Origin of the sequence: Psychromonas sp. Urea-02u-13 (assembly GCF_002835995.1) — a bacterium.
In the GTDB taxonomy this organism is placed as follows: Bacteria; Pseudomonadota; Gammaproteobacteria; order Enterobacterales; family Psychromonadaceae; genus Psychromonas.
The window spans coordinates 32484-55139 of sequence record NZ_PJBZ01000051.1; the positions used below are offsets into that span (position 1 = coordinate 32484).

Annotated in this window: 17 protein-coding genes and 4 tRNA genes; 6 read left to right on the forward strand and 15 right to left on the reverse strand. The window is 38.9% G+C overall.

Annotated features, from left to right (window positions below; translation table 11 throughout):
• Positions 1–24: 24 nt before the first annotated feature.
• The 8 genes from CXF74_RS08070 to alaS all read right to left on the reverse strand — a co-directional run bounded on the left by CXF74_RS08070 (position 25) and on the right by alaS (position 6183).
• Positions 25–285, reverse strand: a complete 261-nt coding sequence (locus CXF74_RS08070) for an oxaloacetate decarboxylase subunit gamma (RefSeq protein ID WP_101081907.1) — start codon at positions 283–285, stop codon at positions 25–27.
• Between the two features lie 525 nt (positions 286–810).
• Positions 811–887 (reverse strand) — tRNA-Arg (locus CXF74_RS08075).
• A gap of 75 nt (positions 888–962) precedes the next feature.
• Positions 963–1039, reverse strand: a tRNA-Arg gene (locus CXF74_RS08080).
• A gap of 61 nt (positions 1040–1100) precedes the next feature.
• Positions 1101–1177, reverse strand: a tRNA-Arg gene (locus CXF74_RS08085).
• Positions 1178–1201: 24 nt separating this feature from the next.
• A tRNA-Ser gene (locus CXF74_RS08090) sits at positions 1202–1294 on the reverse strand.
• A 701-nt stretch (positions 1295–1995) separates the two neighbouring features.
• Positions 1996–2172 (reverse strand): carbon storage regulator CsrA, encoded by a 177-nt coding sequence (gene csrA / locus CXF74_RS08095; RefSeq protein WP_101081908.1) that lies wholly within the window; start codon positions 2170–2172, stop codon positions 1996–1998.
• A gap of 100 nt (positions 2173–2272) precedes the next feature.
• On the reverse strand, positions 2273–3505 hold the full coding sequence (locus CXF74_RS08100; protein ID WP_101081909.1) for an aspartate kinase: 1233 nt from the start codon (positions 3503–3505) through the stop codon (positions 2273–2275).
• 44 nt (positions 3506–3549) lie between these two features.
• A complete protein-coding gene (alaS, locus tag CXF74_RS08105; RefSeq protein ID WP_101081910.1) occupies positions 3550–6183 on the reverse strand; it encodes an alanine--tRNA ligase in 2634 nt (877 codons plus the stop codon).
• Positions 6184–6377: 194 nt separating this feature from the next.
• Between alaS and CXF74_RS08110 the strand changes: the two genes are divergently transcribed.
• The 3 genes from CXF74_RS08110 to CXF74_RS08120 are packed head-to-tail and all read left to right on the forward strand — an operon-like array spanning position 6378 to position 8369.
• The gene (locus tag CXF74_RS08110) at positions 6378–7337 is read left to right on the forward strand and encodes a bifunctional helix-turn-helix transcriptional regulator/GNAT family N-acetyltransferase (RefSeq protein WP_101081911.1); all 960 of its coding nucleotides are present in this window, start codon (positions 6378–6380) and stop codon (positions 7335–7337) included.
• Complete coding sequence (locus CXF74_RS08115) at positions 7330–8043, forward strand: AzlC family ABC transporter permease (protein WP_101081912.1); 714 nt, start codon at positions 7330–7332, stop codon at positions 8041–8043. The genes CXF74_RS08110 and CXF74_RS08115 overlap by 8 nt, the downstream gene beginning before the upstream one ends.
• An 8-nt stretch (positions 8044–8051) precedes the next feature.
• Positions 8052–8369: an AzlD domain-containing protein gene (locus tag CXF74_RS08120; RefSeq protein WP_101081913.1), complete on the forward strand. Its 318-nt coding sequence runs from the start codon at positions 8052–8054 to the stop codon at positions 8367–8369.
• Positions 8370–8881: 512 nt separating this feature from the next.
• On the opposite strand, the gene polA is transcribed toward CXF74_RS08120, so the two are convergent.
• The 7 genes from polA to trxA form a co-directional block, all read right to left on the reverse strand.
• A complete protein-coding gene (gene polA / locus CXF74_RS08125) occupies positions 8882–11716 on the reverse strand; it encodes a DNA polymerase I (protein ID WP_101081914.1) in 2835 nt (944 codons plus the stop codon).
• A gap of 293 nt (positions 11717–12009) precedes the next feature.
• Positions 12010–13119, reverse strand: a complete 1110-nt coding sequence (locus CXF74_RS08130) for a 1-acyl-sn-glycerol-3-phosphate acyltransferase (RefSeq protein ID WP_101081915.1) — start codon at positions 13117–13119, stop codon at positions 12010–12012.
• Between the two features lie 52 nt (positions 13120–13171).
• On the reverse strand, positions 13172–14380 hold the full coding sequence (locus tag CXF74_RS08135) for an HDOD domain-containing protein (protein WP_101081916.1): 1209 nt from the start codon (positions 14378–14380) through the stop codon (positions 13172–13174).
• Between the two features lie 18 nt (positions 14381–14398).
• Positions 14399–15094, reverse strand: coding sequence for an NAD(P)H-flavin reductase (gene fre / locus CXF74_RS08140; RefSeq protein WP_101081917.1), 696 nt, complete (start codon positions 15092–15094; stop codon positions 14399–14401).
• 377 nt (positions 15095–15471) lie between these two features.
• On the reverse strand, positions 15472–16941 hold the full coding sequence (gene ubiD, locus CXF74_RS08145) for a 4-hydroxy-3-polyprenylbenzoate decarboxylase (RefSeq protein WP_101081918.1): 1470 nt from the start codon (positions 16939–16941) through the stop codon (positions 15472–15474).
• Positions 16942–17016: 75 nt separating this feature from the next.
• On the reverse strand, positions 17017–18285 hold the full coding sequence (gene rho, locus CXF74_RS08150; RefSeq protein ID WP_101081919.1) for a transcription termination factor Rho: 1269 nt from the start codon (positions 18283–18285) through the stop codon (positions 17017–17019).
• Positions 18286–18428: 143 nt separating this feature from the next.
• On the reverse strand, positions 18429–18755 hold the full coding sequence (gene trxA, locus CXF74_RS08155; protein ID WP_101081920.1) for a thioredoxin TrxA: 327 nt from the start codon (positions 18753–18755) through the stop codon (positions 18429–18431).
• 122 nt (positions 18756–18877) lie between these two features.
• On the opposite strand from trxA, the gene rhlB reads away from it, so the two are divergent.
• The 3 genes from rhlB to CXF74_RS08170 all read left to right on the forward strand — a co-directional run bounded on the left by rhlB (position 18878) and on the right by CXF74_RS08170 (position 22213).
• Positions 18878–20146, forward strand: coding sequence for an ATP-dependent RNA helicase RhlB (gene rhlB, locus CXF74_RS08160; protein WP_101081921.1), 1269 nt, complete (start codon positions 18878–18880; stop codon positions 20144–20146).
• Between the two features lie 13 nt (positions 20147–20159).
• Complete coding sequence (locus CXF74_RS08165; RefSeq protein ID WP_232772472.1) at positions 20160–21062, forward strand: Ppx/GppA phosphatase family protein; 903 nt, start codon at positions 20160–20162, stop codon at positions 21060–21062.
• 176 nt (positions 21063–21238) lie between these two features.
• Positions 21239–22213, forward strand: a complete 975-nt coding sequence (locus CXF74_RS08170; RefSeq protein WP_101081922.1) for a hypothetical protein — start codon at positions 21239–21241, stop codon at positions 22211–22213.
• The last annotated feature ends 443 nt before the right edge of the window (positions 22214–22656 follow it).

Consider the following 22656-nt stretch of genomic DNA (forward strand, 5'->3'; position numbering starts at 1 on the left):
GCTCCTTCATTTGTTCGTTCCCCATTATGCTGCTTCAGCTTTACGGTATTGCTGCACAGCACTGGTAATGGCAGCTATTAATTGTGGGTTGATTTCAGATTTTGAAGTGCTAGCCGAAGCTAGTTTTTTCTGAGGTACACGTTTATTAACAACGGGTTCATCTGCAGGAATATATTTTGCCATTAACTTAACGGCAATCATTAATAATCCTAAAAATGAAAAGACAAAAGTCATCCCTAATCCAAATAGTGTCATTGCTTGAAATAACGACTCAGTAATATCCATACTTGTTATCCTTTTTGCACTCGTAAGTGCCTCTTTTAGAAACAATTCAAATAAGTGAATAAATATTCACAATCGAAGTGTATTTAACGCCTTATAAACGATGATAAATCATCCAAAGAAACAACGCTAAAAGCAGAAACAATGCATTAGCTCCTATCACCAACTTATAAAAGAAGTCGATAATAAAATTAAACTGCATTTTCAAAAGGCAACATTATACGCGTTTTAGCTGAAAATTGGAAGTCATGGGGCTTTGAGGCTATCACGGGGGATTTATTCGCTACGACTAAGCAGGGTCGGTGCTACAAGAGAAGCGGAACTCTGAAATCCATTTATAAAGGAATAAGATATTCACTTTTAGAATGATCAAGCTCGCAAAAACATCAATCAATATAACGACTTTTTATTCACACAAATTAAATATTTATGCAGTAAAAAACAGATAAATTAGAATGTGTTGATTGGTAGTTATATTAGGGATGCTTTTTTATTGTTTTGGGATATTAAATAAGAAGGTATTAAAAGTGGTGCGGGTGAAGGGATTCGAACCCCTGACCGCCTGGTTCGTAGCCAGGTACTCTATCCAGCTGAGCTACACCCGCATAGATGTAAATATTGAGAAACAATATTTAAAGCTCTAAAAACAACAAACTCACTAAATGTAAGTTTTAAAAGAATGGTGCGGGTGAAGGGATTCGAACCCCTGACCGCCTGGTTCGTAGCCAGGTACTCTATCCAGCTGAGCTACACCCGCCGCGATATTCTTTTGTTTTTATTTTCGATTCATAAATCACCATTCCGTGCAAATAGGAAGATGGTGCGGGTGAAGGGATTCGAACCCCTGACCGCCTGGTTCGTAGCCAGGTACTCTATCCAGCTGAGCTACACCCGCTTTTAAGAATCTATTGTAACAAAATGGCGGAGGAGGAGAGATTCGAACTCTCGAACAAGCTATAAACTCGTTACTCCCTTAGCAGGGGAGCGCCTTCGGCCACTCGGCCACCCCTCCGTCGTCTTGTTGAGGCTCATAATACTGTCTTCTCAAAAGTAGTCAAACATTATTTAACTAGTTTATTTCTGTTTGCTTACTAAAACAGCAAATCTTCTATTTTATGAGCAATATCACCTTATACAGGCACTTTATAAGTCGATTTCTTCTGTTCTTAATTTCATTATGCACGAAGGCGTAATAGCTAATAACCTAGGTATGGTCGAATTTAATGCATCAAACCTCTGTTATGGGATAAAAATAAGCCTATTAATGCTCAAGAGCGCCATTTCATTTAAAGCAATCAGGTATATTTTCGTTGTTTTATAATTAAATACATTCAAGAGACTCATTTGATGAGGCCATTTACAACAAATACATTAAACAGAGGGTAACCATGACTCATTTAAGCGTTTTATTTTAGCGAGGTTGGTTTTACGAGGAGAATCACCAGTAGAAAGTGATTTTTCAGACACTCTACTAATAGCAAACTTAACCATTAGAGAATTCAGTTGAAAGATGGGTCTGGTAAAGTCGTACGAGAGTAGATAAAGCAGTCATAGTATTTACCAAAACTGAATGGCAATAAGAAAGCCACTTGAGCTGGCATTGATCTGCACTTGGTACAGAACGCTTCATGAAGCGTGACATCTAAAATACGAGGGCAACAATCAATAGACGAAAAAAAAGAGCCCTTAGGCTCTAATGTTAATGACTAGCGCTTACTGGCTAGCTTTTTCTGCTTGGATACGCATGTAAATTTCTTCACGGTGTACAGATACTTCTTTAGGTGCATTAACGCCTATACGTACCTGGTTCCCTTTCACGCCCAACACGGTAACGGTAACGTTATCGCCAATCATCAAAGTTTCACCAACTCGACGAGTTAAAATTAGCATATCCTGCTCCTGTTATTATTAGTTTTTCCCATGTGCTCTTTTTATTATGACCTAACGGTAAAAAAAATTCACATCTTTTTTACCCGATGAGATCTGTGAGCTATTTTTCTTCTGTTGGATCTGTTGCTAGCTCAAATGCTTTATGTAAAGCACGTACCGCTAGTTCCAAATATTTTCCATCAACTAAAACTGAAATCTTAATTTCTGAAGTAGCGATCTGATGAATATTAATTCCTTCTTTACCTAATGTTTCAAACATTGTTTTTGCAACACCAGGATGATTCCACATACCTACGCCAACAATAGATACTTTTGCAATTTCATTGTTGCCCTGTACCGCTTCTGCTTTTAATTCAGCACAAACAGTTTCTAACAAAGCTTTTGCTTCTTCGTAGTCATCGCGATGTACAGTAAAAGTAAAATCTGTTTTACCATTACCAACCGTGTTTTGTACGATCATATCCACGTCGATATTTGCATCACCAATCGGTGAAAGAATTTGTGCTGCCACAGTAGGCTGATCAGGCACACCAGAAAGTGTTAAACGTGCTTCATCACGATTAAAAGCGATACCTGAGATTACAGGAGATTCCATTTTATTTTCCTCATAACTAATTAATGTACCACCACCATCTTTAAAACTAGATAGTACACGCAGTGGGACATTGTATTTTCCTGCAAACTCTACAGAGCGAATTTGTAATACTTTAGTGCCTAAGCTGGCCATTTCTAACATCTCTTCAAAAGTGATGCTATCTAAACGGCGTGCATTCGGTTCAACACGAGGGTCAGTAGTGTAAACACCATCAACATCCGTATAAATCTGACATTCATCCGCTTTCAGTGCTGCAGCAATGGCAACAGCAGAGGTATCACTACCACCACGGCCTAAGGTTGTAATATTGTTATTTTCACAACGACCTTGGAAACCAGCAACCACTACAACACGGCCTTGCTTTAAATGCGCTTCTAAGTTTGTAGTTTCAACATCTAAAATTCGTGCTTTAGAATGACTAGTATCCGTTTTCATGCGAATTTGGTCACCGGTCATTGATACCGCATCAACACCTAAATGATGTAATGCCATTGACAACAATGCAATCGTTGTCTGCTCGCCCGTTGTTAGCAATACATCCATTTCACGCGCGCTTGGCGTTGCATTGAGTTGTTTTGCTAATGCGATCATACGATTAGTTTCGCCTGACATCGCAGAAAGAACCACAACAACATCATTACCCGCATCACGTGTTGCTTTTACTTTGTCAGCAACAACTTTAATTCGTTCAACATTAGCGACTGATGTGCCACCATATTTTTGTACTATTAATGCCATTTTCTTTACATCTCACTTATGGCGCACATCCATGCGCCAATCCATTATAATTTTGTTGCTAGCCAAGGTTCAACAAGTGCTAACGCTTCTGTTAGTCCACTTGGATTATTACCACCCGCCATCGCCATATCTGGACGACCGCCACCTTTACCGCCAACAGGTCCAGCAATTAAGTTAACTAACTCACCTGCTTTTACTTTCTTAGTCAGGTCTTTAGTCACACCAACAATCAAGCTTACTTTATCATCGCCGACTGCCGTTGCTAATACAACAATGCCCGATTGAAGTTTGTTCTTCATTTCATCGACACTATCACGTAATAATTTCGGGTCAATACCTTCTATATTAGCAATAACGACTTTTACACCATTAATATCAATCGCATTACCGGTCAAGTTTGAACCTGCTTCACTGGCCATTTTTGCTTTGATTGTCGCTAGCTCTTTTTCAAGTGCTTTATTGCGGTCCAAAGTCTGCATGATTTTTTCACCAATGTTGAAACTATCACCCTTCACCAAATCACACGCTTTATTAAATTGATCGCGTAAGTTATAAAGCGCTTGTTCAGCAGCAGCACCTACAGAGGCTTCAATTCGGCGTACGCCAGCAGCCGTACCTGCTTCAGAAGTAACAAGGAATAAACCCATGTCACCCGTACGCTGAGCATGTGTACCGCCACATAATTCAACAGAGAAATCACCCATTGTTACAACGCGTACCATCTCGTCGTATTTTTCACCAAATAAAGCCATTGCACCTGTTGTTTTAGCTTCTTCGATGTCGAGTAACTTAGTCACAATTTCGTAGTTATCACGAATCGCTTGATTAACTAAGTGTGTTACTTGATTTAATGTACCCATCGATAACGCTTCAAAATGCGAGAAGTCGAAACGTAATTTTTCAGCATCACATAACGACCCTTTCTGCGTTACGTGCTCACCTAATGTGTGGCGCAATGCAGCGTGTAATAAATGTGTCGCTGAATGATGCAAAGCAATCGACTTACGACGGTCAGCTTCAACTAAAGCCTGTACTTTTTCGTTAACAGATAATGATCCAGTGCTTAAATAACCGATATGTAAAAATGCATCACCCGACTTTTTAGTATCAGTCACGGTAAAGATACCGTTATTAAGCTTCAAAATACCAGAATCACCCGTTTGACCACCAGATTCAGCATAGAAAGGTGTTTTCGATAAAATGACCTGCGCGGTATCACCTTCAACTAATGAATCAACAAAAGCGCCATCTTTCACAAGATTAGTCACCGTTGCAGTGCCTTCTAATGTTTCGTAACCGATGAACTCTGTTTTGCCTTCGATTTTTAAAACATCGTTATAATCTTTACCAAAGTTATTCGCTTGCTGAGCGCGTGAACGTTGCTCTGCCATTGCACTATCGAAACCATCTTGGTCGATTGTCAATTCACGTTCACGTGCGATATCAGCAGTTAAATCAGCTGGGAAACCGTAAGTATCATAAAGTTTGAAAACAACATCACCTGGAACCACTTTGCCTTCTAAATCGTCAAGTGCGATGTCTAAGATTTGTAAACCACGCTCTAGTGTTTTACCAAACTGCTCTTCTTCTAGACGTAAAATCTTTTCTACAAATAGACGTTGCTGTAATAACTCAGGGTAAGCCTCACCCATTTGGTGGATAAGCTCTTCATAGATTTTAAAGAAGAAAACCTCTGTTGCGCCTAGTTTATGTCCGTGACGTACTGCACGACGAATAATACGACGTAATACATAACCACGGCCTTCATTTGATGGCATAACACCATCCGCAATTAAGAAACCACAAGCACGAATATGATCGGCAACAACACGTAACGATTTATCTTCTAAATCTGTTGCGCCAGTAACTTCAGCTACTTTTTTGATAAGACCTTGGAACAAATCGATATCGTAGTTAGAGTGACCGTTTTGCATAATCGCAGAAATACGCTCAAGACCCATACCCGTATCAACAGACTGTTGTGGTAAGTCTTCCATCGTGCCATCGGCATGACGGTTGTATTGCATGAATACTAAGTTCCAGATTTCGATAAAACGATCGCCATCTTCTTCTGGTGATCCTGGAGGACCGCCCCAAATATGTTCACCGTGATCATAAAATATTTCAGAACATGGACCACAAGGACCCGTATCACCCATCGACCAGAAGTTATCTGACTCAAATTTTTTCTCAGGTGATTTATCACCAATGCGAATAATTTTATTTTCTGGTACGCCGATTTTATCAGCCCAGTATGAAAATGCTTCATTGTCACTTTCATAAACAGTCACAAGTAATTTTTCTGTTGGTATTTTCAGTTCTTTAGTTAAAAATTCCCATGCAAAAGCAATCGCTTCCTGCTTGAAATAATCACCAAAACTAAAGTTACCTAACATTTCAAAAAATGTATGGTGACGAGCGGTGTAACCCACGTTATCTAAGTCATTATGCTTACCACCAGCACGTACACAGCGTTGGCTTGATGTGGCACGTGTATAAGCGCGTTTTTCACTACCAAGAAAAGTATCTTTAAATTGATTCATACCTGCATTAGTAAATAGCAAAGTAGGATCGTTATCAGGCACAAGAGAACCACTGCTTACAGTTTGGTGCCCTTTCTTAGCATAAAAATCAAGAAATCCTTGGCGAATTTCAGACGTCGACTTAATCGTGGTCATGAGTTATTCCAAATAATAAATAAGGGGGAAAATAATATTCGCTAATATACCACGGAGCTAGAAAGGGGGAAAGTGGGCAACGGGTCACATTTTGCTTAATTTTCGATCACCTATTGACATAACTGGCAAGCAATAGGAAACTAACTACGTAACCAGTTACGTACATTGTTAAATAGTCTGATAGGGAAATTAAGATGGATTACATGAAAACACTCGCTAGCCTGAGTTTAGGCAGTCGCTTAAAACGACTTAGTGATCAGCTTTTTACAGAAGTGGCTGTGGTGTATGAACAAATGGGCTTAACGCTTAACCCTAACTATTTTTTGTTACTCAATCTTATCAATAAGATGGGACCTATGGGTATTACCCAAGCAGCTGAATACCTAGCAGTGAGCCATCCCGCCATTAGTAAACTCGCGAATAAAATGATTCAAGAGGGTTATTTAACCAAGCACCCTCACCCAACAGATAAACGCGCGAGCCAGCTTATTTTAACCCAGCAATCAACACAGATAACCGAGCAAGCCACCCCTATTTGGCAGGCGCTAAAGAAACACTTAGATTATCTTGAAAGCTTGCAAAAAACGCCATTATTAGACGCTATCGAACAGTTTGAAAACAGTCTGAAACAGCTTAATCTTTCTCAAATTGTACTGCAGGATCTTAAAAAACCAGTGCAAAACATTAGTATAGTGAACTGGCATAGTGATTATAAAAACGATTTTAAACGGCTCAATATGAGCTGGTTAAATAGCGAGTTTAATGGCGAACTCACAGTAAATGACCAGCAAGCGATTGAACAACCAGAAAGTTATTACCTCGCACAGGGAGGGTATCTGTTTTTTGCTAAACAAGATGAACAGGTCATTGGTTGCATTGCGCTGAAACCGATTAGCGACGATTGTTACGAACTCTCTAAAATGGCGGTTTGTCCCGATATCCAAGGTCATGGTATTGGTCGGTCATTATTATTAAGCGCACTGAATAAAGCACGAGACCTCAACATTCAAAAAATTAGCTTAGAAACAAACAGTAAATTATTACGTGCCATGGCGCTTTATCAACACTTTGGTTTTACTCAGATGCCACACCCAAAAGGCCAGAGTGATTATGCGCGAGCAGATGTTTATATGGAGCTACAACTTTATGTTTAACAAAACACAAAAAAGGGAATTTCTAGGGGGCGGTAAAGCAGCGCTACCGTTAGTATTAGGCGCCATTCCTTTTGCTATTTTATTTGGCACATTAGCGCCAACCAGTGGCCTCTCTGCATTAGCAACCGTAGCGATGTCGGTATTGGTTTTTGCTGGCTCGGCACAATTTATCGTCTTAGCACTGATTGCCGTACAAGCGCCACTAGAGATGATTTTATTAACCACCTTCGTGGTTAATTTACGTCATGTACTTTATGCCACTGCACTTGTTGAACATGTAAAACATCTTTCTTTAGGCTGGCGGGCAATACTTGCTTTTGGGTTAACCGATGAGAGCTTTGCGAATATGAGCCAACGTTATTTACAGGAAGATAAACGTGATGCTCACTATTTTTATCTCGGCTCTATTAGCTGCTTTTATACCACGTGGGTCTCTTTCACAATTTTAGGTTTATTCTTGGGAAGCTTGATTCCTGACATGAGTAGCTGGGGCCTTGAGTTTGCTATGTCGGTAACCTTTATTGGCATGGTTGTGCCTTATATGAACAGCAAAGCAATGATTAGCGCAATTTTTGCTGCCGGTATTAGTTCACTCGCTTTTGCACACCTGCCTAATAAATTAGGTTTAATTGTCAGCGCGATTATTGGTGTCGCGGTGGGGTTAACTATTTCTCAACTTGCTAACAGACAAGTTTCTTATGAGTGAGGTTTATTATGAATGAAGCACTTTTAATTTTAGGCATGTTTATCATCACCTTCGGCATACGTTTTATCATGTTTGCTTTTGCAGGCAAGCTTAGCTTTCCTAATTGGCTCGCTAAATCGCTAAAGTTTGTTCCACCAGCAGTATTAACCGCCATCATTATCCCCGCGGTCATCATGCCAAGTGGTGTTATCGACATCAGCTTGAGCAACAACTACCTAATTGCAGCCCTGTTCGCTTTTGTTATTGCATTGGTGACCAAGAGCTTATTAAAAACAATCGGCCTAGGAATGAGCTTCTTTCTGGTGCTGCAGTATCTTTATCTATAAATAGAGGATGGTTAGCTGTTAGCTGTTAGCTGTTAGCTGTTAGCTGTTAGCTGTTAGCTGTTAGCTGTTAGCTGTTAGCGCAACAAATTCAACAACTCTGCAATGGGTGTCAACTAATAACTGACGACTAAAAACGAACTGCTTTTCAATAGATGTTAGAAACGTTTCTTCCGTTTTCCGATCCATTCGAAAAGAACTATTCAGAGCAGACGATAAATTAAAGACAAAAAAAACCTCTGAATGGAAAAACCATGCAGAGGAAAACAATAGACACTAGAAACATTTCTTCCGTTTTCCGATCCATTCGAAATGGCATTATTCAGAGTAGGCAACAAATTCAGGACAAAAAAAACCTCTGAATGGAAAAACCATGCAGAGGAAAACTAAGGAAGAAACTATAAAATTAACTAGTTCAAAGGATTAGTCTTTCATAGTGATAAAAGGTTCATAATTATTAACAAATTAATTCAAAATAGTGTCGTTCCCACTTTCATTCACTTAGTCAGTTTTTATTAGTGTGCTTCGTCCCAGTTATTACCCATATCAGCATCAGCAATTAACGGAACATCAAGTTTCGCCGCGCCAGCCATAATGCTTTGAATCTCTTTGGTATAAGACTCTACAAGCTCTTCTTTAATACTAAAGATTAATTCATCGTGCACTTGCATTAACAATTGCACATTACCTTCAGGTTGCTTGTTAACCCAAGCGGCCATGTCTATCATCGCTTTTTTGATAATATCAGCAGCCGTTCCCTGCATTGGCGCATTGATTGCTGCGCGTTCAGACGCTTTTTTCAACATGCCGTTACGCGAGTTAATATTAGGCAACTGTAAACGTCGTCCTAAAATTGTTTCAACATAACCCTGCTCTTTAGCAACCGTGCGTGTATCTTCCATGTAAGTTAATACACCAGGGTAACGATTAAAGTATTTATCCATGTATTGCTGTGCATCGTGGCGACCAATATTTAACTGCTTAGCAAGACCAAAGGCACTCATACCATAGATAAGTCCGAAGTTAATTGCTTTAGCGCTACGGCGCTGATCAACAGTAACGTCATCTACATCAACCGAAAACACTTCAGAGGCAGTGGCTTTATGGATATCAACGCCCTGTGAGAACGCTTCTAATAAGCCTTTATCTTGTGATAAATGCGCCATGATACGTAACTCGATTTGACTGTAATCGGCAGCCACAATTTTATAACCTTGTGGGGCAATAAAAGCTTGGCGAATACGACGACCTTCTGCACTACGAATAGGAATGTTTTGTAAGTTTGGATCGCTTGATGATAAACGCCCGGTCACTGTGACGGCTTGATGATAAGAAGTATGTACACGACCAGTTTTTTCATTAACCATTTTTGGCAGTTTATCGGTATAAGTCGACTTAAGTTTACTTAATCCACGATGTTCAATAATCAGTTTTGGTAACGGGTAAGTTTCCGCTAACTCAACTAATACTTCTTCAGCCGTTGAAGGTGCACCTTTAGGTGTTTTCTTCAAGATAGGCAATTCAAGCTCTTCAAACAAAATAACTTGTAACTGTTTTGGCGAACTTAAGTTAAACGGTTTACCCGCCTCAACATACGCAAGCTCTTCAATTTCTAACAGACGTTTAGCAATTTCTACACTTTGCGCCGTTAATAATTCACTGTCTATTGCGACACCACCACGTTCAATATCAGAGAGCACGGTTAACAGTGGCAACTCTATTTCATTAAATAGCGTAAGTAGCGTTTCAGATTCTTGCAGACGACTATACAACTCGATATGTAAACGAAGCGTAATATCAGCATCTTCAGCGGCATACGGTGCAGCTTCTTTAATACTAATCTCATTGAAGGTCAGTTGCTTTTTACCTTTACCCGCAATCTCTTCAAAAGAGATACATTTATGGTCAAGGTACTTAAGCGCAAGGGTATCCATATCATGCTTACCCGTACTATCAATGATATAAGACTCAAGCATGGTATCAAATTGAATGCCTTTTAATTCAATACCGTGATTTAGTAATACACTACGATCGTACTTAAGGTTTTGACCTACTTTTTTATGCTCGTTATTTTCTAGTAATGGTTTTAATTTAGCCATCGTTTCAGCAAAGTCTAACTGCTTTGGCGCATCGATATAATCGTGCGTAAGTGGAAGATAAACAGCTTCAATGACAGGTGCATCATCACTACCTACGTTTGTTTGAATCGCAAATGATAAACCCACAATCTGTGCTTGCATGTAATCCAAGCTGGTTGTTTCTGTATCGAAAGCAAACAGGTCACTATTTTCAAGCTTTTTAATCAGTTGCGTTAATTGGCCTTGCGTATAAATCGTTTTATAAGCACTGCGATCAACCAATGCAGCATTAGCAACCGCCGCGCTAGGGTTAGCACTACTCGTATTTCCATTACTAGAGACGGCGTTATAACTACCCGCTTCACCGGCAGCTGTGTCGACCACTTTTCCGCCATCAAGTAACGCAGATAACCAACGTCTAAATTCTAACTTGCCAAACAGCTTAATAAGCTCATCACTGTCTTGCTCGCCAAATTTAAAATCGTCATAACCGACGTCTAATTCAACATCGAGTTTAATAGTGGCTAACAAGTAAGAAAGACGCGCCATCTCTTCGTTATCAGCCATCTTCTTAGCAATTGTTTTACTACCACGGAACCCCAGAGGAGCAAGCTTTTCTAAATTGTCATAAATAGCATCCATTGAACCGATGCCTTGTAACATCGCTAATGCGGTCTTTTCACCAACACCAGGGACGCCAGGAATGTTATCTACTTGATCACCCATCAATGCGAGGTAATCGATAATTAACTCAGGCGAAATACCAAATTTCTCAGTCACGCCTTCCACATCCATGACCGTATCAGTCATGGTATTAATAAGTAGTGTATGTTCATCCACCAGCTGTGCCATATCTTTATCACCGGTACTAATCAGTGTTTTAATACCTTTAGCGCTGGCGATTTTTGATAGTGTACCAATAACGTCATCGGCTTCTACACCATCGACAATAAGGATAGGTAAACCCATCGCTTTAATGACCGCGTGTAACGGTTCAATTTGAATGCGTAGATCATCGGGCATGCTAGGACGATTAGCTTTGTAGTCGCTATACATATCATCACGGAAGGTTTTACCCTTAGCATCAAATACCACAACAATATGTGAAGGGTTAAACTGACGCATCAGGCTTTTGAGCATGTTGACCACGCCATAAACAGCGCCCGTCGCTTCACCCGCTGAATTAGTGAGATGCGGGGGAGAGAAAAATGCACGGTATAGATAGGAAGAGCCATCAACAAGTACAAAAGGATTTTCAGGGATCGTCGCCATCGGTTCATTACTCAATAGTTATAAATAAATAACGATTATAACTAAAAATAGAATCTTAAAATAGAGTTAGATTTATTGCGCGGTAGGGTAAGTGGCTGTTCACTTTCAATACAGAGAATTCCTGTGGATAACTCTGTTAGTAGTTTTCAAGAAAAATTGAGCTGTAACAAATAAAATAGATTACAGCTTAATTTTCAACAACATAGATCGCGAATGTGACAACTTTGAGGAATTAACTAAAAATCAAAATGTGCATAACAAAGTAATTAGTGCTTCACTTTTGAACATTTTTATCAATTTATACTGTTTATCACTGGGTTTGCATACATTTTCAATACTGTTTCTTGAAGCTCTGGCGCCATACCTTGTAAGCGTTGCTCAAAGGTGGCTTTATCAGCTTCACTAACAGAGTCTAAGTTTTGTTTTGCTGCAATGAAGTTAGAAGGATGCAAATAGTAGTTTTGGTAAATCTGTTGATCTATTGCGCTTGCTACTTGTTCTGGATCTTCAAAGTCTTCATCTAGCGCTTTACCAAAGGCAACATGAACATGCCCTTTCTGGCCAATAATACCGCGTACAATACTTTCGATATCTTCAAACTCAGATTTTTTATATTCGCCAGTTTGCGCTTTATCAAATAACTCTTGGGCTTTGTGTTTGTCACAGGCATCAAACTCGTAAGAAACAGCAACAGGCACAATATTGAGTTGCTTAATATAGTCGTTAAACGCGACTTTTTTCTTTTTACCGTTCATGTAAAACATCTTAATAATCGCAGGTTCTGTTTTATCATGGCCATCTTTTGCGCGCCCTTCGCGTTGCGCTATCCAGATACTGCTATCGCTTTGCAGTGAACTAAAGATGTAATCCGACAGTTGCAATACCGCTTTCATCATTTCGCGTGGGGCTTTTAATGCGCGTTTTACGATAAAACTTTTATTCATACGCATTAAATCAGAGCTAAAAGGTTTACTTAATAAGTTGTCACCAATTGCAATTCGCACGGTTTTAAAGTTTTCAGAGAACAAAGCCCAATTAACAAAGGAAGGATCCATTGCAATATCACGATGATTAGAAACGAACAGGTAATTTTTGTTGGCGTCTAAATTCTCAAGTCCCGAGTAGGTGAACTTGGTTGTTGTAGAGTCGATCATATGTTGAACATAACCGCCCACAACTTGCTGCATCTCATCTATGCTATTGATTGAACGCCATTTATATAAGAAATACTGGCGCAATAATGGCTTTAATAAAAAGCCTGTAAATTTAGCGATTTTAGAGAAACGAAAACTGACAATAGCATCGATGAATTCATCACTATTAATAACACGCTGGATCGCAGGTTGGATCTCATCATCATTATAAGGTCGAATATCACTAAATCTATCGGATGAAGTTGGCATTATGTCTTTCTCTAAAAAATGGATAGCGTATTTTACCTGCTTTGAAGACTAATTACCAAATTGGTTTGAATCGAAATAACTCATGACGTAATAATACTTTATAAGTAGCAGGGTCTATTTGAGACTCATTAAGATACGCTTCAAGCCATTCAGGTTTAAACAGTCGTGAAGCACGGAGCTGATCGAATTTAGCAAAGCGCATTGCTTTATATAAAACTTTACCCAGTTTACCGCGCGCTTCAAAAGGAACAGCTTCTACTTCCTCTCTTAATGCGTTAACTAAGTGTGGGAATGATTTCGAAAATAATGCCTCAGAAAGGGATAAGCTCAGTGCCAAACTTGATTGCGAAACAAGTAAAGCCTGTAAGGAAGCTGAATCCGTGTGGATATCATAAAAGAAATCATGACGATCTTTTTCTCCTTTATCACGTGCCTGATCTAAGCAAGCAGTGCGCACTAATTCAAAGGAGCTTAAATATTGCTGGTAACTGGCAACATAAGCAAAATTCACCATCGCAGATAACAACATACCTTCATAAGGACGACGATAATCTTCCGCTAACATCAACGCAGTGCAGGTTTGTCCAAGTGTCATCTCATAACGCCACAGCTTTCTAGCAAACAACACATTATGATGGCTGTAAGCATTGATGCGGTACTTGAACAAAATAGCAGGCACTAAATAACGTAAGACTTCTGTACCAATCAAACCAATCGCACTTTGAATATCACGGACTTGGCGAGATGAGCGACCCAGCGTAGACATAAAGTCAACGCTACCCACTAATGAAAGTAAACGTTTTCGAGTGCCAATATCAGAGTCTAATAAGGCTGCTAAAATCGAATAACGAGGCTCACCGACTAATAGTTTCTGTAATAGCTCAACGTTACTGTCACGTAACTGTAATTGCTCTAAAATAACGTGATCAGTATTTTCTAAGTTAGCATTAACTACTTTCAAAAGGGACTGCTGGAAATAGCGCTTGAGCAAAGCGTTACGTTTATCTTTAAGACGCTTATCTGCTTTTTCTCGCATTACACGTTCTTTTTCAACATCGAGTAATATTCGTTGGTTCCAACCGTCTTCTGCATCACCTGCTTTTGAAGCTAACTCTGTATCATCAAGCTCAGCATCGGAGAGTCCATCATTATACTCTCCTTCTTTATAGATTTTATTTTTACCAACCAAAAAACGTAGGAACAGTTTATCAACCGATTCCATCAGAGATAAGTCTGGCTGCTGAGCATTTTTAACTGTCATTCTTAGGCCTTTATTATGCTAAATAAAAGCAAAAGCATCCCCATAAAGATGATCAAGAGATGCATTTTGCTTAACAAAATCTTCACGTGCTATTTTTGCCATCTCAAAACGTCCAACCACATAGATATCAAACGCACTAAGATCAGCAAAGTCATTTAAAACAGCTTGATGAACATAACCTTGATGTCCTTGCCACTCTGCTTCAGGCAATTCAATCACAGGGTGGAAATGGATGTTTTGGTGTGCCTCTGCCCAGCTTGACGCTTCATCTTCAAAATAGAAATGAGAGTATTCTTTTACACCCCAGTAAAGATAAACAGGGTTAGTGAGGCCTTTAGCAACAATCTCTTCCAGAATAGATTTAACGTAAGAGAAACCTGTACCACCAGCCATCAGAATAATAGGACGTGTTGATGCTTCACGTAGGTAAGCATCGCCATTAGCAATTTCGACTTCAACTTGGCCATCACTTTGCATTTTATCAATCACTTGCATTGCGTAACCGTTTTCTGGTGTCGCACCAATATGTAGCTCAATCAGATCTCCACCGGGCGCATTAGCAATTGAGAAATGGCGTTTATCTTTTTCTCCCATCACAACAGACACATATTGTCCTGCTTTATAGGAAACAGCTTGCTGTGGCTGTAAAAAAATACGGTATAAAAAATCATTTAATTTTTCGATTGAGCTTACTTTACAAGTAACAATAGACATTTATTTCTCTTTAAAAAGGAAGTTTTAACAAATTGATAACAATTATACCCGTTATCATTCAAGGTGCAAAATTCAGCAAGCGGTGAGGTGAACAGATTCTAGGCAGAAAGTTGAAGATCTAGCTCGCTCAATCGATACTTTCTAACAACGAAGATGTTCTCCTCAAAGCTTGCCCTACGGGTTGCAAGCTCGAAAACTAATACGGCGTTGCAGTATTCGATAAGGACTAGCCATTAAAGAATTAAAGTCATTTATTTCATTCTACCGGTAGAGGATTAATGTTTTTATTAATCTCTCGTAAGGTCATCATACTGCGCCTTGCTTTAGTATCCGAGCTGGCAACTGAATAAAGCACTTTGATTGATAACAGGTATATATCATGAAAAAATATCTAAATCTTGCCAAAGTGAATCTATTTTATCTTTCACTTTTTCATCCATCACAATAGGAACACCCCATTCTCGGTCTGTTTCACCCGACCACTTATTAGTTGCATCTAAGCCCATTTTTGACCCTAAGCCTGAAACAGGTGACGCAAAATCAAGGTAATCGATAGGTGTATGTTCAACCATAGTGGTATCACGCGCAGGGTCCATACGTGTTGTAATCGCCCACATCACATCATTCCAATCACGTACGTTGATATCATCATCACAAACAATAATAAATTTGGTATACATAAACTGACGTAAGAACGACCAAATACCTAACATCACACGCTTAGCATGCCCTGGGTAACGCTTCTTGATAGAAACCACTGCCATGCGGTATGAACAACCTTCAGGCGGCAGATAAAAATCAACAATTTCAGGGAACTGTTTTTGTAAAATAGGAACAAAAACTTCATTCAGTGCAACACCTAAAATAGCAGGCTCATCGGGCGGACGACCAGTATAGGTACTGTGATAAATAGGCTTTTCGCGCGTAGTGACGTGAGTAACCGTCATGACTTGGAAATCATCTACTTCATTATAATAACCGGTATGATCGCCATAAGGCCCTTCAGGAGCCATTTCTCCAGGTTGTAAATACCCTTCTAAAATAATCTCTGCTGATGCAGGTACGTCCAAGTCATTACTTAGACTTTTAGCCACTTTAGTGCGCGAGCCACGTAATAAACCTGCAAACGCATATTCTGACAAGCTATCTGGGATGGGCGTTACAGCACCTAAAATAGTCGCGGGATCAGCACCTAATGCAACCGAGACAGGAAAGGGTTTACCCGGATTCGCTTCTTGCCACTGCTGAAAATCAATCGCACCACCACGGTGTGATAACCAGCGCATAATAATTTTATTTTTACCGATCAATTGCTGACGGTAAATACCTAAATTCTGACGTTTTTTATAAGGGCCACGAGTAATGGTTAATCCCCAGGTAATCAACGGTGCCACATCACCAGGCCAGCAGGTCATAATAGGTAATTTAGTTAAATCAACATCATCGCCTTCCATCACAATTTGCTGACAAGCAGGTTTTGCAATTGTTTTAGTGGGCATGTTTAAGACTTGCTTAAAAATAGGCAACTTTTCCCACAATGCTTTAATACCTTTAGGCGGCTCAGGCTCTTTTAAATAAGCGAGCCATTCCCCCACTTCACGCAACTGTGAAACATGCTCTTTACCCATTGCCATCGCCACACGTTCAGTGGTACCAAACAGATTGGTTAATACAGGCGTATCGTAACCTTTCGGGTTTTCAAACAATAATGCAGGGCCACCTGCACGTAATGTACGATCTGAGATTTCCGTCATTTCTAATTTAGGATCAATCTCTTGCGTGATACGTTTTAATAAACCTTTATCTTCAAGTTGTGCAATAAAATCACGTAGGTCATCAAACTTCATGGGTAACTACCTCAAAAAATGGATAAAAAAAACGCTACATAAGAGTAGCGTTTTCATAAAACAAAATAGGGTAAACTATTTCGCTTTTTGGTTCTTCATTGCGTCAAAGAAACTATCATTGCTCTTGCTTAAACCAAGCTTATCAATCATAAATTCAGTTGCGCCAATCTCACCCATAGGATGTAAGATTTTACGTAGAATCCACATACGTTGTAACTCATCGGCTTTAGTTAATAATTCTTCACGACGAGTACCAGAGCGAGTAATATCAATTGCAGGGTAAGTACGTTTTTCAGCCAATTTACGATTTAAATGGATTTCACAGTTACCTGTTCCTTTAAATTCTTCGTAAATCACTTCATCCATCTTAGAACCAGTATCAATTAGCGCTGTTGCAAGAATAGTTAAACTACCACCCTCTTCAACATTACGTGCAGCACCAAAGAAACGTTTTGGACGATGTAATGCATTTGCATCAACACCACCAGTCAATACTTTACCAGAGCTTGGTACAACCGTATTGTAAGCACGTGCTAGACGCGTAATCGAGTCTAATAGGATGATTACATCTTTTTTATGCTCAACAAGACGTTTTGCTTTTTCGATAACCATTTCAGCAACTTGTACATGTCGGCTTGCTGGTTCATCGAACGTAGAGGCAACAACTTCACCACGTACTAAACGGCTCATTTCTGTTACTTCTTCCGGACGTTCATCGATCAATAATACAATCAATTCTGCGTCAGGATGATTAATACTGATGCTCTGTGCGATATTTTGTAGCAACATTGTTTTACCGGCTTTTGGCGGTGCAACAATTAATCCACGTTGGCCTTTACCAATCGGAGCAACAAGGTCAAGAATACGTGCTGTAATATCTTCAGTACTACCTGATCCACTCTCTAAACGTAAACGCTCATCAGGGTGAATAGGTGTTAAATTCTCAAACAATATTTTATTTTTTGAGTTTTCAGGCTTATCAAAGTTAACTTGGTTAATCTTTAATAGCGCGAAATAACGCTCACCGTCTTTAGGTGGGCGAATCTTACCTTCAACACTATCACCCGTTCGTAAATTAAAGCGACGAATTTGACTAGGAGAGATATAAATATCATCTGGCCCAGCAAGGTACGAACTATCAGAGCTACGTAAGAAACCGAAGCCATCTTGCAATATTTCTAGTACACCAGCTCCAAAGATATCTTCACCGCTTTTAGCGTGCGCTTTTAAAATTGCAAAAATAATATCTTGTTTTCTTAGGCGAGCTAAACTTTCTAGCCCTTGGGATTCACCAAGTTTTACAAGCTTGTGTACTGGAGTGTCTTTTAATTCAGTTAGATTCATAGGTTTTTAGGTAATCTGATTTGATGTGAGTGGAGTTGAGAATAGATTTGTTCATAATTTGAACGTTAAGGTAGCATTAAAATTTATAATAGTCCAGATTGGATAAGCTGTAGATCACAACTTATCTAATCTGCTAGAGTTTTTTAGATATTTGCATCTAAAAATTCAACAAGTTGGGTTTTAGATAACGCACCCACTTTAGTTGCTGCAACTTTACCGTCTTTGAATAACAATAGAGTTGGAATGCCACGAATACCAAATTTTGGCGGCGTTGCATTGTTTTCATCGATATTTAATTTACCGATAGTAACTTTACCCGCATATTCAGCAGCAACTTCGCTAAGAATAGGTGCGATCATTTTACAAGGTCCACACCATTCAGCCCAAAAATCGACTAAAACAGGGCCTGAAGCATTAACTACATCTTCATCAAAACTTGCATCACTTAAAGTTACGATATTATCGCTCATTTTTCTCTCCAGAAGGAATTAACTAGTAGATAGTCACTATATCACGAATATAGTAAATTATATTTTCATTATTTGAATCGATCTCAATACTTATTGCAAGCATAAACTGTTATGCTCAGCAAATGAATAAAACACACCTAACTCAAGTAAAATTTGCAGACCTTCCTATTGAGAAGAGTCTAGTTTCAGGCCTAACCGAACAAGGTTATGAATTCTGTACACCTATACAAGCACTGTCACTGCCTATCACCCTTTTAGGGAAAGATATCGCAGGGCAAGCTCAAACAGGGACAGGTAAAACACTCGCATTTTTACCTGCAGTCTTTCATCACCTATTGGTAAATAAAGCACCTGAAAATCGCCGTAAGAATCAACCACGCGCTATTATTTTGGCGCCGACACGTGAACTTGCAATCCAAATTCATAAAGACGCCATTATACTAGCGAAGGCCACTAATTTACGCCTTGGATTAGCATATGGGGGCGAAAAAGTTGAAATTCAACTTAACAAACTCGAAAAAGGCGTTGATATTTTAATTGGCACAACAGGTCGTATCATCGACTTCGTTAAACAAGGTGTTATTAACCTTGAGTCAATTCAAAGTGTGGTACTTGATGAAGCTGATCGCATGTTCGATCTTGGTTTTATCAAAGATATCCGTTACTTATTTAGACGTATGCCAGCGGCAGACCAGCGCTTAAATATGTTGTTCTCTGCAACCTTGTCACACAAAGTACAAGAGCTTGCTTTTGAACATATGAATGATCCTGAGCATATTCAGATAGAACCTGAAAAAATGACCTCGGAAAATATTAGTGAAGAGCTTTTTTACCCTTCAAATGAAGACAAAATGCTTTTACTATTGACCTTGATGGAAGATGAATGGCCAGAAAAAGCAATCGTTTTTGCTAATACTAAACATGTCTGTGAAAAGGTATGGGGTTATTTATCTGGAGATGGTTTACGCGCAGGTTTATTGACTGGTGACGTGCCACAGAAGAAACGTGAAAAAGTATTAAAACAGTTCACTGATGGTGAAATAGACGTTCTTGTTGCAACAGATGTTGCTGCACGTGGTCTACATATTCCAAAAGTATCACACGTTTTTAACTTTGATTTACCAGATGATTGTGAAGATTATGTTCATCGTATTGGCCGTACTGGTCGTGCTGGACAAACAGGCCTTGCTATTACACTAGCGTGTGAAAAGTATGTCTTTAATCTTCCTGGTATTGAGGAATACATTAAACATGCTATTCCTGTTAGCGAATACGACAAAGATGCATTACTTGATTCATTACCTGTAATGAAAATAACTAAGTACAAAGCAAATAACAGTAGTCGCCCAAACAACCGTAAAGATAACTTTCACCGTAGTCACAAACGTTAATAAGTGATTAATAGTGATAGATAAACGCTATACCATCATCGACCTTGGCTCTAACAGTTTTCATATGTTAACAGTGACCAAAGAAGAAGATGGTTTTAGCGCATTTTCTAAAACGAAACAAAAAGTTAGGCTCGCCTCGGGTTTAGATGTAAATAACAACTTAAATCCAACAACAATAAAAACTGCATTAAACTGCCTGCAAACATTTCGCGATGAACTCGATACACTCCAGCCTGAAAAAATTCTTATTACAGCAACAGCGGCATTACGCCTTGCGAATAATAAACAAACTTTCATTCAACAAGCAGAAAGAATACTGCAATATCCAATTAAGCTTATTTCAGGTATTGAAGAAGCTAAAATCATTTATCGTGGTGTCGCATTTACTGAACAAAGCCAAGAACAACTATTAGTGATTGATATAGGTGGCGCAAGCACCGAACTAATTATTGGCCAAGGTAAACATGTATTAAAAGCTGAAAGCTTACATATGGGCAGTGTTACTTGGTTAAATAATTTCTTTTCTGACAACCAACTTAACAACGATAACTTTTCACGTGCAATACACCGCGCAAAAGAAATCATCCAACCACATGTCAAAAATTATCAAGAGCTAAACTGGTCATTTTGCATGGGGGCGTCAGGCACGATTCAAGCGGTCAACGAAGTAAATAGTAAACAACAACTAAAGCCACATCTCACGCTAAGTTTACTCAACCAGATAAAACAGCAATGCATCGATTCACAGCAAATAGATGAACTCATCATTGATGGTTTAAAAGAATCACGCCAAGCAGTTTTCGCGAGTGGTTTAGCCATTTTAATTGCACTCTTTGAGAGCTTAGGGATTGAAAAAATAACACTTTCTAAAGGCGCTTTGAGAGAAGGTTTAATCAGTATTTTACTGGAAAAGTAATCCCCCCAAAAACGCCTCTTTTAATGACAGTTCCATTACCGACAACTAATAATAGTTAATATAAAATACATATTGGTTAGAGATCAGATCCCCAACTAAAATATTATGTTTTGATTGCCTCAACAAACAAAAACAGTATTATCAAAAATCCTCCTTCCATCAAAAAGTTATTAGCTATGCCGACTATCACACTGTTTTTCAGCGAATTATGCAAAGACATATTCCGCGTTACCTACACACTCTTCAAAATAATGATCCCGATGTTAATCATCATAAAAATTGTAGAAGAGCTCGGCGGTATAATTTTAATAAGCCAATTACTCGGTCCATTAATGAATAGCGTAGGCCTCCCCGACAGTATGAGCTTAGTCTGGGCGACAACGCTACTCACTAATATTTATGGGGGGTTGATTGTATTAATCAATATGGATGAAACATTAACAGTTGCACAAGCGTCTATCCTTGGCAGTATGATGCTACTCGCACATACCCTACCCATTGAAGCAACAATAGCGAAAAAAGCAGGCGTTAGCTTATGGGCTACTTTATTTTTACGTATTGGCGGTAGCTTGCTCTTAGCCTGGTTACTGCATTTAAGTTATCAATATACTGATACTTTACAACATGAAGCCGTTATTCTTTGGAAGCCTGAAGTGAGTGCTGATACAAGCTACTTAGGATGGCTGATAAAACAAACATCTAGTTTATTTATGGTTTTTATCGTTATTTCTATTTTATTATTTACGTTGAAAATACTTAAATTATTAGGTATTGAAAAATTAATGGCCTGGTTATTAAAACCCTTCTTACGTTTATTAGGTATCAGCAAAGAGGCAACCAGTTTAACAATAATTGGCATTACCCTAGGGCTCGCTTTTGGTGGAGGCTTGTTAATTCATGAGGCCAAACAAGGGCATATCAAAGCCCGTGATGTATTTACGGCGATCATGCTATTAAATCTATTGCATAGCTTAATAGAAGACACCTTGCTCATTCTATTAATAGGCGCAGATTTCAATACTATATTCTGGGGAAGGTTAATTTTTTCAATTGCAGTTATTTCTTTATTAAGCCAAGTAGTACGAAGATTAAGCCCTACTTTTTGTGAAGCCTATTTATATAAAAGTGTAGTTCCTATTAAACATGGCTGAGGTATTTATACCAATCGGAACAAATAGCTGATCTATTTTACTGGTTAAAATAACTTCCTTCTTCGTTGGAAATTTCGTAAAGGGAACAACCATTTACCTCAACTTTCGCCTTGAATTAAGCCATTTTCTCTGCGTAAAATTTAGATCACATACTTACTCCAATCGGTATTAGTTATCGATAGATGATGAGAGTTACTGAATAATCCTTAATTCAGCTAAAGGCGTTAATAACATTATTATTAATGCCTTTTTTGTACCTCGGGGATTGTAATGAGATCAGGCTTAAAATTTGCGAGTCTTAGAAGCAAATAATTAAAGCTGAATCAATTTAATTGTAAATATTTCATTAGGCTTACAGGTATTGTTCAACTAGCGTGTAACTTTAATTGTTAGGACCACTCACATTATCACCCTGCTAAATCTGGTTATTATTCAATAACTTA

Excerpts from the sequence above, each read along its gene's own strand:
- csrA (WP_101081908.1), bottom strand. The coding sequence starts at position 2,172 with ATGCTAATTTTAACTCGTCGAGTTGGTGAAACTTTGATGATTGGCGAT.
- CXF74_RS08110 (WP_101081911.1), top strand. The coding sequence starts at position 6,378 with ATGGATTACATGAAAACACTCGCTAGCCTGAGTTTAGGCAGTCGCTTA.
- CXF74_RS08100 (WP_101081909.1), bottom strand. The coding sequence starts at position 3,505 with ATGGCATTAATAGTACAAAAATATGGTGGCACATCAGTCGCTAATGTT.
- CXF74_RS08070 (WP_101081907.1), bottom strand. The coding sequence starts at position 285 with ATGGATATTACTGAGTCGTTATTTCAAGCAATGACACTATTTGGATTA.
- rho (WP_101081919.1), bottom strand. The coding sequence starts at position 18,285 with ATGAATCTAACTGAATTAAAAGACACTCCAGTACACAAGCTTGTAAAA.
- CXF74_RS08170 (WP_101081922.1), top strand. The coding sequence starts at position 21,239 with ATGCCGACTATCACACTGTTTTTCAGCGAATTATGCAAAGACATATTC.
- ubiD (WP_101081918.1), bottom strand. The coding sequence starts at position 16,941 with ATGAAGTTTGATGACCTACGTGATTTTATTGCACAACTTGAAGATAAA.
- CXF74_RS08130 (WP_101081915.1), bottom strand. The coding sequence starts at position 13,119 with ATGCCAACTTCATCCGATAGATTTAGTGATATTCGACCTTATAATGAT.
- polA (WP_101081914.1), bottom strand. The coding sequence starts at position 11,716 with ATGGCGACGATCCCTGAAAATCCTTTTGTACTTGTTGATGGCTCTTCC.
- trxA (WP_101081920.1), bottom strand. The coding sequence starts at position 18,755 with ATGAGCGATAATATCGTAACTTTAAGTGATGCAAGTTTTGATGAAGAT.
- fre (WP_101081917.1), bottom strand. The coding sequence starts at position 15,094 with ATGTCTATTGTTACTTGTAAAGTAAGCTCAATCGAAAAATTAAATGAT.
- rhlB (WP_101081921.1), top strand. The coding sequence starts at position 18,878 with ATGAATAAAACACACCTAACTCAAGTAAAATTTGCAGACCTTCCTATT.
- CXF74_RS08120 (WP_101081913.1), top strand. The coding sequence starts at position 8,052 with ATGAATGAAGCACTTTTAATTTTAGGCATGTTTATCATCACCTTCGGC.
- CXF74_RS08115 (WP_101081912.1), top strand. The coding sequence starts at position 7,330 with ATGTTTAACAAAACACAAAAAAGGGAATTTCTAGGGGGCGGTAAAGCA.
- CXF74_RS08135 (WP_101081916.1), bottom strand. The coding sequence starts at position 14,380 with ATGACAGTTAAAAATGCTCAGCAGCCAGACTTATCTCTGATGGAATCG.
- alaS (WP_101081910.1), bottom strand. The coding sequence starts at position 6,183 with ATGACCACGATTAAGTCGACGTCTGAAATTCGCCAAGGATTTCTTGAT.